At 69.2% G+C, this 11,077-nt stretch carries 9 protein-coding genes; 1 reads left to right on the top strand and 8 read right to left on the bottom strand.

Translation table 11 applies throughout. The features are described from left to right. The 4 genes from VMS22_21100 to VMS22_21085 all read right to left on the bottom strand — a co-directional run. Positions 1–539, bottom strand: a 539-nt coding sequence (locus VMS22_21100; GenBank protein ID HXJ36542.1) for an acyl-CoA dehydrogenase family protein, incomplete at its 3' end; no start/stop codon positions are given. Between the two features lie 43 nt (positions 540–582). Next, entirely contained in the window at positions 583–1,884 is a 1,302-nt protein-coding gene (locus VMS22_21095) for a DUF1329 domain-containing protein (protein ID HXJ36541.1), read from the bottom strand. Positions 1,885–1,910: 26 nt separating this feature from the next. Continuing rightward, a complete protein-coding gene (locus tag VMS22_21090) occupies positions 1,911–4,721 on the bottom strand; it encodes an MMPL family transporter (GenBank protein HXJ36540.1) in 2,811 nt (936 codons plus the stop codon). A gap of 29 nt (positions 4,722–4,750) precedes the next feature. Then, positions 4,751–5,812: a YCF48-related protein gene (locus VMS22_21085; GenBank protein ID HXJ36539.1), complete on the bottom strand. Its 1,062-nt coding sequence runs from the start codon at positions 5,810–5,812 to the stop codon at positions 4,751–4,753. Positions 5,813–5,874: 62 nt separating this feature from the next. On the opposite strand from VMS22_21085, the gene VMS22_21080 reads away from it, so the two are divergent. Then, positions 5,875–7,515 carry an AMP-binding protein gene (locus tag VMS22_21080; protein HXJ36538.1) on the top strand — a complete coding sequence of 547 codons (1,641 nt, stop codon included), beginning with the start codon at positions 5,875–5,877 and terminating at the stop codon, positions 7,513–7,515. An 8-nt stretch (positions 7,516–7,523) separates the two neighbouring features. Here VMS22_21080 and folP read toward each other — a convergent pair whose 3' ends face one another. Genes folP through VMS22_21060 form a run of 4 tightly spaced genes read right to left on the bottom strand, consistent with a single transcriptional unit; the run spans position 7,524 to position 11,015 of the window. Next, positions 7,524–8,327: a dihydropteroate synthase gene (gene folP / locus VMS22_21075; protein ID HXJ36537.1), complete on the bottom strand. Its 804-nt coding sequence runs from the start codon at positions 8,325–8,327 to the stop codon at positions 7,524–7,526. Further along, positions 8,324–9,538, bottom strand: a complete 1,215-nt coding sequence (locus tag VMS22_21070; GenBank protein ID HXJ36536.1) for a CoA transferase — start codon at positions 9,536–9,538, stop codon at positions 8,324–8,326. Before VMS22_21070 ends, folP begins: the two co-directional genes overlap by 4 nt. Then, a complete protein-coding gene (locus VMS22_21065; protein ID HXJ36535.1) occupies positions 9,535–10,389 on the bottom strand; it encodes an enoyl-CoA hydratase in 855 nt (284 codons plus the stop codon). Before VMS22_21065 ends, VMS22_21070 begins: the two co-directional genes overlap by 4 nt. Positions 10,390–10,394: 5 nt before the next feature. Further along, positions 10,395–11,015, bottom strand: coding sequence for a hypothetical protein (locus VMS22_21060; protein HXJ36534.1), 621 nt, complete (start codon positions 11,013–11,015; stop codon positions 10,395–10,397). Positions 11,016–11,077: the final 62 nt, after the last annotated feature.

Below are 11,077 nucleotides of genomic sequence, written 5' to 3'. Positions count from 1 at the left end.
GTGCGCACGATCAGGATGCACCAGTCGGCGTAGCGCGCGTAGCTGGTCCAGATCTTCTGGCCGTTCACGTGGAACGTGTCGCCGACGAGGTCGGCGCGCGTGCGGCAGTTCGCGAGGTCCGAGCCGGCGTTCGGCTCCGAGAACCCCTGACACCACACCTCCTCGCCCCGGAGGATCGCCGGAAGGAAGCGCCGCTTCTGCCCCTCGGTGCCGTGATGGATGAGCGTCGGGCCGACGAGCCCCGGGCCGACCCCGATGTCGATCATCGAGGGTGCGCTCGCGCGCGTATACTCCTCCGCGAACAGGAACTGCTCGATCGGCGTCGCACCACGACCGCCGTACTCGCGCGGCCAGTGGAGCCCCGCCCAGCCGCCCTCGTTCAGCCGGCCGTACCACCAGCGCATGAAGCGAACCTTGTCGGCCGGGTCCTCGGGCCTCTCGAAGGCCGGCGTGCCCCAGCCCTGGGGAAGGTTCGCGACGAGCCAGTCGTGGACCTCGCGCTGGAAGGCGTGCTCGGTGGGCGAGAGACGGAAGTCCATGGCGTGTCCGGATCGCTCGGCCGCAGCGTCGCGGCCGAGCTCGTCACTTACCGAAGCGGCTGAGCGTCTGGTAGTCGAAGAAGCCCGGCTTCAGCGGGATGCGCCGATCGTTGGCCGGATCGCCGCCGCGCCCGTTCTGGCCGGAGACGGTCGCGCGATCGGCCTTGATGTTCTCGGAGAGCTGGAAGCCCTGCGTCGAGCCCCAGAAGCGCTCCTTGTCGTTGAAGTCGGCGGAGGCGAAGCCCATCACCTGGTAGACGTTCAGCAGGTCACCCTGCCACGAGAACTTGCGGTTCCAGGCACCCTGCCACGACTGGTCGTCGATCCACAGCTCGATCTTGCCGTAGAGGTAGTACTTGTCCTTCGGCACGCCCTCGATCACCCAGAACCTGCGCTTCGCGACCGCGCCCGCCGTCGGCGCCCAGGCGACCCCGGTCCAATCCTTCACCATGTAGCCGACGCTCCGGTCGTTGTTGATCGACACGGTCCGCCAGCCGCCACCCTCGAGGGGCCTGCGCTCCACCTTGCCGGCAATGCTGTCCGGATCGACGATGCGCAGCGCGTCCTTGTGGCCCGTGATCCTCCACTCGAAGTCCTCGGCCTTGCCGTCGAAGAAGGGACCGTCGTCCTGGCTCTGATCCGAGCCGAGGAAGCCGTCGGAGCGGTTGGCCGGCGAGACCTGGCGTACGCGCCGCAGCGCCGGGACGTAGGCCCAGGAGAGGTCGCGCTTGTCCGGATCCTTGAAGCGATAGCCGAGCGCCGCGGTGCCCTGGATGTCGGCGGGGCTCGTCGAGACGGCGAGGAACTGGAACAGGAGGTTGTCGGGATTCGCCGGCGGCGAGTAGTGGCGCGGCTGACCGTCGTAGTACAGGAAGTAGACGTCCTGCTCGGAGGATCGCTGCACGCCGGTGCGGCTCATCCAGTTGAGCGCCGTCTCGTTGTGGCTGTTCCCGCCGGTGTAGTACGCGTAGTAGAGGTTCCAGATGATCTTCTGCCCGCCCTGCGGATCGTCGGAGGTGACCCCCGGGAACGGGATGCCGGTGATGTAGTCCGGGCGTTTCCCCGTCGCCTTGTCGACGGGCTCCCCGTGCTCGTTCAGGGTGAGCGTCTCCCCGTTTCGCTTGGTGGCCTCGTCGAAGCCGTCGTCCCAGCGGAACTTGCTCGATGGGAAATCGACGACGGGATTCTTGTAGTCGCCGTTCTGGTAGTGCTTCAGGATCTCCGGCGGCAGCAAGCCGGCGGCTTCGCCGGCCGTGGACGGGTCGAGCATCATGCCGGGCTTCAGCTCGGCCCAGCCGGGCACGGCCAGCCCGACCGTCATCGCCAGCACCAGGAACTTGCCCATCGCGAGGCCCCCCTCGTGTTCGAGTTCTACCGACCGGCGGCTACGGCGGCCTCCGTCGCCGCCTGCTCGGCGGCGAGAACCCGCGCGCGGGCTTCGGCGTACCGGATCGCGAACCGTGGTCGGAACAACGCCACCATGGGCGGGATGAAGATCAGCGCCCCGGCCAGGTGGAATGCGAGCAGCAGGACGAGCAGCAACGCCATGTCGGCCTGGAACTTCATCGGGAAGAACACCCAGAAGATGATGCTGGCGGTGAGCGACACGCCGGTGAAAAGCACGGTCTTCCCGGTGGTCTCGAACATGCGGCGGATCGCCGTCTCGAACGTGCAGCCGGCCGCGAGCTCTTCCACGATGCGCGAGAGCACGTAGTACCCGTAGTCGATGCCGATGCCGATGCCGATCGCCGCCACGGGCAGCGAGTTGATGTTCATGTCGATGCCGAAGAGGTACATCACGGCTTCCGACAAGGGCTGCGCCACGAGCGACGGCAGCATCACGATGAGCGCGCCCCACACCGACACGTAGGTGGCGTACGAGAGCAGGAAGACGACGACGAGGATCAGGATCAGGTTCACGCGATAGGACCACTCGACCTCTTCGTTGACGGCCGCCAGGATGCCGATGATGCCGCCCGCGAGGCGGTAGCGCACCGCCGACGTGTCGGCCTGGTGCAGGGCAATGTAGTCCTTCGCGCGCGCGATCGAGTTCTCGATCGTCTCGTGGGTGTAGTCCTTGTAGAAGACGGTGACGGTCGCGTTCGCGTAGTTCGAGTCGAAGAAGTTGTCCATCTCGCCGCGCCGCGTGTTCGACGTGAGCAGGAAGAAGAGCTGCGCCACGTGGTCGTTGCGTGTCGGCAGGATCTCCCACTTGGGCTCGGCTTCGTGGAACGTGCGGAAGATCTTCTTCAAGAGCGACGCCGCCGTGACCGTCCCGCCCACCTCCTCGCGCTCGGCCATGTAGCGCGCGAAGAGGTCGAGGCCGTTCAGCACCTCCGCGTCCTGGAGCGTCCCCTCGCGCTGGACGCACTTCTCCGGCGCGCCGCAGGTGCCCGCCACCTCCGGGTAGCATCGTTTGCACTTCTCGCCCTGGCACGGCTTGCCGTCCGTCGTGCAGAAGGCCGCGCCCTCCGCGATGACGACGAGCTGGCTCGCCCCGGTGAACTTCTCGTTCACCTTGTGGAAGGCCTGGTTGTAGGGGTGGTCGGCGTAGAGAAGCGCGCCGCCCGGCGTCGCGTCCCCGACCTTCAGCTTGCTCTGGAAGTACAGGCCGAAGCTGAGCAGGAAGATCAGCACTCCGAGCACGACGGGTCGCCGCCACTCCTCCGCGAGCCAGATGAGCCCCCGTTCGATCGCGAGGTAGACGTTCCCGAAGAAGACGCCGAACGCGTCGGTCGCCTTGCACATCGCGACGCCCAGGTGGCTGTAGACGGGCGGCGGCGTGCCGGTCGTCACGTCTGCGAAGCCGCAGAAGAGAACGACGGCGAAGAAGACGCCGAGGAGCCCGATCGAGCCCACGCCCGGGATCGTCAGCCACGCCGCCTGCGGGAAGTGGCCGTAGAGCCAGAAGAGCCAGCACACCGTCACCAGCATCATCCACGACATGAAGCGCTCGAGCACACCCTTGCCCGACACGAACTCGCGCGGCGGCGGCGTGAAGGCGAGGATGATCGGATGGAGCGTCACGACCGAGACGAAGATGGAGATGATCCAGAACGAGCACAGGATGGCGAGCTTCTGGATCAGGGGAATGCGCGCGACGAGCAGCGTCAGCGTGGCGAGGCCGTCCGCCATGAGCGAGACCATCGCGGGTGCGTAGATCTCGGTGTACGACTTCACGATCGCCTGGTTCTTGTCCTTCAGGCGGTGATACTCCTCGTGGTAGCGCTCCATCGACTGCACCGAGTGCGAGTGTGCGCGCGCGGAGATGAGGAGCGGGATCACGAGGACGAGCGGATCCATGCTGACGTTCATCAGCATCTTCAGCTCGGGGTGCGACACGTACTGGCTGAGCCACGCGCAGAGCCCGCCGAAGCCGAGACCCCAGATGGCCGACAGCACTCCGCTGAAGACCGGGATCACCAGGCCCTGCCAGCTCCGGAACTCGATCCACAGGATGAGGACGATCATCGCGAGGGAGGCCGCCAGCGCCGCCACCATCTTCGGGCTGGCCTCGATGAAGTACGCGTAGAGAATCGGCGGACCCGTCACGTAGATCTTCGTGTTCGCGTCCGACTCCCGCGCCACGATGTCCTGGATCTTCTGCCACATGATGGGGAAGGTCTGCTCGTTGAGGCCCTCCTCCCAGAAGCCGGCCACGATCTGCGTCGCCTTGTCGTCGTCCGACACGAACACGCCCTGGTATTCGCTCGAGCGGATCTTCTGGCGCAGGAAGCGGAGATCGTCCTTGGTCTCCGGGACGCGCGGATACGTGAGCGGGACGACCTTGATGCCGGAGCCGGCGGTGAGCGTCGTCTTCAGCTTCGGGTGCGTGATGGACATGACCTGCTCGCCGTTCACGCCCGGCACGTCGTGGAGCAGCTCGAGGGTGATCCGCTCGACCTTCTGCACCGTCGCGGGATCGTCGTAGATGGTGCCGTTCTGCACCTCGACCACGAACACGACCGTGTTCGCGGTGCCGAACATGTTGCGGTACTGCTGGTAGAGCCGCACGTACGGATGGTTCGGCGGGTAGAGGTCGAAGAAGTTGGTGAAGACGTGCATCTTCTCCCACATGCAGAACGCGAGCCCCGCCGTGATGACCGCGACGACCATCGAGACGAGCACTTTGTTGCGCAGCAGAAAGAAGAGATACGCTTCGATGGTCTTCCGTGAGAGCATGGGGCCTCTACGCGATCATCCGCCGGCGATCAGTCGGGCGCGGTGACGGCCTTGCCGCCGTCGGAGAGCGTGACGTCGCTCCCCTGCACCGTCCCGCTCATTCCCTTCGCGCCCACGAGCACCCCGCGCGCCCCCGCGACCAAGCTCACGTCGCGCATCCAGCTGAAGCGCTCTCGCTCTGGGAGGACGTGGCGCGACCACGTGCGCCCACCGTCGCTCGACACGAGCAGCGTCCCCGTGTCGCCGACGACCATGCCGGTGTCCCCGACGACCGAGACGGCGTACATCCCGGGGTTCTTGAGTGCGTCCGTGAAGGCCAGCTCGTCGATCGTCGCCGGCTCGGGATTTCCGTGTTGGACCTTCCAGTTGCGCCCGCCGTCGGTCGTGTGCAGCACGAGGCCGTCGATGCCGACGGCCCAGCCTTCGTCGGGCGTGACGAAATCGATTCCGAAGATCGTCTTGTCGGTGGGGAGGTTGCGTTTCTCCCACGTCTCGCCGCCGTCGGCGGTCGCGAGCACGGTCGCGAACTCGCCCGCGATGAACCCGTGCTTCGGGTCGGGCCACGAGACGTCGTAGAGCACGACGTCCTCCAGGACGAGCCGTTCCTGCCGGTCCGGACGCTCTCGCGCGACGATCTTGAGCGTCGAGAGCGAGCGGTCCTCCCACGTCTTGCCGCCGTCGGTGGTGACGGCGATGGCGCCCCAGTCACCCACGGCCCAGACGTTCGTCGGGCTCGCAGCCGCCACCTTGAACAGGTGCTTGCTGCGGTCGAGCGGGCTCTTCTGCGCCTTCCAGGTCTTGCCGCCGTCGGTCGTCGCGACGATCTCGGCCGACTTTCCGACGGCCCAACCATGCTCGGCGTCGACGAAGTCGACGCTGAAGAGCGGCGACTTGGTGCCGCTGTCGCGCGCCTCCCAGGTCTGGCCGCCGTTGGTCGTGTGGTAGATCGCCCCGAAGTTGCCGACCGCCCAGGCGTCCGTCGCCGAAAGCGATTTCACGCCGTAGAGGTTGTCGCGCAACACGGCCCCGCGAGCGTCCGGGGCACAGGTCAAGACGAGCGACAACACGGCCCACAGGGCCCGCAAAGGCATCCGGGGGTCGTACACAGAGAGACCATGGGGCGTCAAGAGAACGCTGCGTCAACGGGGCGTGCTTGACCGCACAATTCGGCGTCCCCCATACGGGGGTGTTGTCCGCGATCGGCCCCACCCGCTCTCCGTCGCTCCGCGATGCGTACCGTCGCGACGGCTCGTGGCGCGGCGAGACGTTGTGGCAGACGATCGACGCCACGGCGGGACGCCATCCGAATGCCGTTGCGGTCGTCGACGGCGCGACGCGCGTGAATTTTTCCGACCTCGCGGCGCGCGCCGCTCGGACCGCCGCCGGCCTCGCGGCCCTCGGAGTGCGGGCCGGCGATGCGGTCGCAGTGCAGCTCCCGAACTGGCACGAGACGATCGTCGCCTACCTGGCGATCGCACGCCTCGGCGCGATCGTGACGCCGATCCTGCCCATCCACCGCCAGCGCGAGCTCGCGTTCATCCTGAACCAGGTCGGCGCCCGCCTGCTCCTCGCTCCCGGCCGCCTGCGCGACTGCGACCATCGCGAGCTCGTGGACGAGATCCGCCCGCGGGTCCCGGCCCTCGAGCACGTGGTCATCGTCCGCGATGACGCTCCGCAAGGGATGCACGCCTGGACGGCGATCGAGACCGGCGATGGTACGACCGCGCCGATCGCGAGCGACCCCGAGGCCGTCGTGCTCGTCCTGTACACGTCGGGATCGACCGCCGACCCGAAGGGCGTCCTCCACTCCCACGAGACGCTCCTGGCCGAGGCGCGGAGCCTGGGCCCGGTGCACGGCCTCGGGCCGGGCGACACGACGCTCATGCCGTCGCCCCTCGCGCACATCTCGGGGATCGTGCACGCCGTCCTCGTACCGGTCGTGTTCGGCGCCCGGGCCGTCCTGATGGATCGCTGGGATCCGGCCGCGGCGCTGGCGCTCATCGCCGCCGAGCGCGTGACCTACATGGTGGGCGCGCCCACCTTCCTGCGCGATCTCGCGCACCATCCGGATCTCGCCCGGCACGACGTGTCGAGCTTCCGGCTCTTCTCGTGCGGCGGCGCGGACGTCGATCCGACGCTCGTGCGCGAAGCGGCGGCGCGCCTCGGCTGCGTCGCCAAGCGCGTGTACGGCTCATCGGAGTTCCCGACCATCACCACCTGCGGGCCGGACGATCCGCCCGCCCGCCGCGTCGAGACCGACGGGCGGCCGATCGGCGCAGCCGAGATCCGCCTCGTCGACGACGACGGCGACCCCGTCGCGGCCGCCACCGAGGGCGAGATCCTGGCCCGCGGACCCGAGTGCTTTCTCGGCTATCGGGACGCGGCGCTCGATGCGGACGCGTTCACCGCCGACGGGTGGTTTCGCACCGGCGATCTCGGCGTCGTCGACACGGAGGGCTACCTCCGCATCACCGGCCGCAAGAAGGACATCATCATCCGCAAGGGCGAGAACATCAGCGCGCGCGAGGTCGAGGACCTCGTGGCCTCGCATCCCGCCGTGGCCGAGGTCGCGGTCGTCGGCGTGCCCGACCCCGCCGCCGGCGAGATCGCGTGCGCGGTCGTCCGCGTTCGTCCCGGCGCCGCCGCGCCCGACCTCGCCGCGCTGACGGCGCACCTCCTCGCGGCCGGCCTCTCCAAGCGCAAGCTCCCCGAGCGCCTCGCGCTGGTCGACGACTTCCCGCGCACGGCGAGCGGCAAGATCCTGAAGCGCTCCCTGCGGCAGCAGCTCTCGTAGCGCCGCGCTCAGCGGTCGCCGAGCGCGGCCGTGACCGCGAGGGCGTCGCGGAGCGCGCGCACGTCGTGGGTGCGGAGCCAGTCGACGCCCTGGCGCGCGGCGAAGAGCTCGGCGGCGAGCGTCGACGGGCCGCGCTCGCCCGCCGCGCGGCCCGTGAGATCGCGCAGGATCGACTTGCGCGATACGCTGACGAGCACCGGCAACCCGAAGCGCCGGCGGAGGTCGCCCAGACGGCGCAGGATCGCGATCGAGGGGGCGGTGCCGCCGAGGAAGAGACCCATGCCGGGATCGACGATGCAGCGCTCGCGTGCGATCCCGGCGGACTCCAGCGCGGCGAGACGCGCCGCGAAGAACGCCTCGACGCGATCGTAGATCGTCGCGGGATCGGCGAGCGTCGTCCGGTCGGCCTTGCCGGTCGGCTGCACGGCGTGCATCACGACGAGGCGCACCGCGCTCGCCGCGAGCGCGGCGTAGATCGACGGATCCGGGAAGCCGCGCGTGTCGTTCACGAACGCGACGCCCTCCGCGAGCGCCCAGCGCTGCGTCGCCGGGTGGAACGAGTCGACCGACACGGCCACCCCGTGGCGGCGCAGGTGCGCCACGACCGGCGCGAGGCGCCGCTGCTCGACCTCGGGCTCGACCGGCGCCGCGCCCGGATTGCTCGCCGCGCCGCCGAGGTCTATCGCGTCGGCGCCGTCGGCGGCGAGCGCCATCGCGTGCGCGATCGCGCGCTCCGGATCGAGGTAGCGGCCGCCGTCGGAGAACGAGTCCTCGGTCACGTTGACGATGCCGAGGATGCGGGGCGCCGTCAGATGACGCGCTCCTTTCGCAGGGCGTCCAGCTCCGCGTCGTTGAGGCCGAGGAGGTCCTTGTACACCTCCTCGTTGTGCGCTCCCAGGCGCGGGGCCCCGCTCTGGATGCGGCCGGGAGTGCGAGAGAAGCGCGGGTAGACGCCCTGCATGCGCACGGGGCCGATGGTCGGATCGTCGACCCGCTCGATGTCGCCGCGCGCCTGGACCTGCGGATCGCCGAAGATGTCGGCCACCGAGTACGCGACCCCGAACGGCACCTCGTGGCGCTCGAGCACCGTCTGGATCTCGGCCGACGTGCGCGCGCGCACCCAGTCGGCGACGATCTGGTTGATCTCGTCGCCGTGCTCGGCGCGGAGCGCCATCGTCTTGAAGCGCGGCACGGCGAGCAGGTCCTCGCGCTCCATCGCCCGGCACAGGCGCGGGAAGAGCCCGTCGCCGGCGGCGATGATGCACACCCACTTGCCGTCCTTCGTCTCCCAGTTGTCGAGCGGCGCCGAGTTCTCGAGCCGGTTCCCCTGCCGCTCGCGGACGACGCCCAGGCGATCGTAGGCCGCGAGCGTGTGCTCCATGATGCGCAGGATCGATTCGTAGAGCGAGAGGTCGACCCACTGTCCGCGCGCCGGCACGCCGCGCTCGCGGGCGGTCTTGTCGCGCTCGTAGACCGCCGCCAGGATCGCGAACGCGTTGAAGACGGCCGTCAGGTAGTCCGAGACGATGAGCCCCGGTCGCACCGGCGGGCGATCCGGGTAGCCCGTGATGTACATGAGCCCACCCAGGGCGATGCCGTTCCGATCGAGCCCCGGACGATCGCGATAGGGTCCCGTCTGCCCGTACACCGAGACGCGCGTGAGGATCACCCCGGGGTTCACGGCGGCGAGCGCGTCGTAGCCGAGGCCCCATCCTTCGAGCGTCCCCGGCTGGAAGTTCTCGACCACCACGTCGGCGGTGGCGACGAGACGCTTCGCGAGCTCCTGCCCCTTGGGCGTGCGCAGGTCGAGGGTGATCGAGCGCTTGCTGCGTCCCTCGACCGCCCAGAAGAGCGAGTAGTCGCCGACGAAGGGGCCGATCGTCCGCATGAAGTCGCCCTGCCCCGGCAGCTCCACCTTGATGACGTCGGCACCGAGGTCCGCGAGCAGCGTCGCCGCGAACGGCGCGCCGATGCGCGTGCCGAGGTCGAGGATGCGCAGGCCGACCAGCGGGCCCTGGCTCATCGCGGCTTGCGTCCCGCGCGCGCGAACTTGCGATCACGCTCGGCGAGCATCGCGCGCACCGAGCCCGTCTTCCTGCGCGCCCGCAGCGCGTCCTGCGCCGTCTTCGTGCCGTGCATGAACTGGTGCACCATGAAGTGATAGCGCCACGCGTGCTCCTTGCCCATGAGGGCCGCGGTCTGGTTGAGCGACTCCTTCACGAGGCTGGCCGTCACCGGCGGCACGAGCGCGATGCGCTCGGCGAGGGCGAGCGTCTCGGCCGCGAGGCGCCGGCGTGGGACGACGCGGTTCACGAGCCCGAGGCGCCACGCCTCGCGCGCGTCGATCGCGTCCCCGGTCCACAGGAACTCCTTCGCCTTGCGGAGCCCCAGCTCCCACGGCTCGACCAGCAGCTCGACGCCCGCGCCCGTCATGCGGAGCACCGGATTCGAGAACACGGCGTCGTCGGCTGCGACGATGAGGTCGCACATCGCCGCGAGCATGAGCCCCGCGGCGACGCAGTGGCCCTGCACCTGCGCGATGACCGGCTTCGGCAGGTGATAGATGGCGAGGCACTTCTCGACGTACAGCTCGCGCTCGTGTCGCAGGCGTCCCTCGGGCGTGCGGCGCAGCTTCCGCCACGCGTCGTCTTTCGTCTGGCCGACGACGGGCTTGAGGTCGTGCCCGGCCGAGAAGCTCGGCCCGGCGGCGGCGAGGATCACGACCCGCACGGCCTCGTCGGCCGCGGCGGCGCGCATGGCGTCGTCGAGCGCGAGGATCAGCCCGGTGCTCTGCGCGTTGCGCGCCTCGGGCCGGTTCATGGTGATGCGCACGACCGTGCCGAGGCGCTCGGTCGTGACGACGGCCGCCGGCATCGCGCTCACGGCTCGACGATCACGGCGCCGAACATGTTCTGTGTCGCACCATGGTTCACGCAGAAGTAGGGGAACGTCCCTCCGGCAGGAAACGGGATCTCTTTCGACGTCCCGCTGGCCGTGACGCCGATCGGGCTCGAGTTGTCGATGACCGCGTCCATCCCGACGATCTCGCCGCCCGCGAGCGGGTGGTCCTCGAACGAGCCACTGAAGGTGACGTTCTCCCCTTCCCGGATGCGAATACACTTCGGCGTGTACGCGTATGGAGCGAAGGTCACCGTGCGGTCCGCCGTCACCATGCGCAGGTCGACGGCGTTCCCGACGTTGCATCCGTGGACGCCCTCCGCCGTCGTGCTCGTCGTGCCGCCCGGCGAGACGGTGGTGGTGGTCGTGCTCCCGCCCGGCAGCGTCGTCGTCGACGACGGCTCGCACACGGCGATTCCCTCCTGCCGGCAGCGCTTCAGCGTCTGCTTCTTGCACTTCTTCCGCCGCCCGCCCTCGGCGACGCAAGCGGAGATCGCGGAGCCGCACGAGCGCTTGCACTGCTTCGCGATCGGGATGGCATGCGCGACCGTGACGGCGATCGTCGCGGCCAGAGCGACCGTCAGCCAGCGTGTCGCGCGCATGCGGGCACCCTACCCGATTCCGTCCGGGCCGTCACCGCGCGGATGCGCTCCCGCGCGACACA

It is taken from the genome of Candidatus Eisenbacteria bacterium (assembly GCA_035577985.1).
In the GTDB taxonomy this organism is placed as follows: Bacteria; Desulfobacterota; Binatia; order DP-6; family DP-6; genus DATJZY01.
The sequence above is the reverse complement of the archived record's forward strand: the minus strand, read 5'-3'. Positions and strand labels throughout refer to the sequence as shown.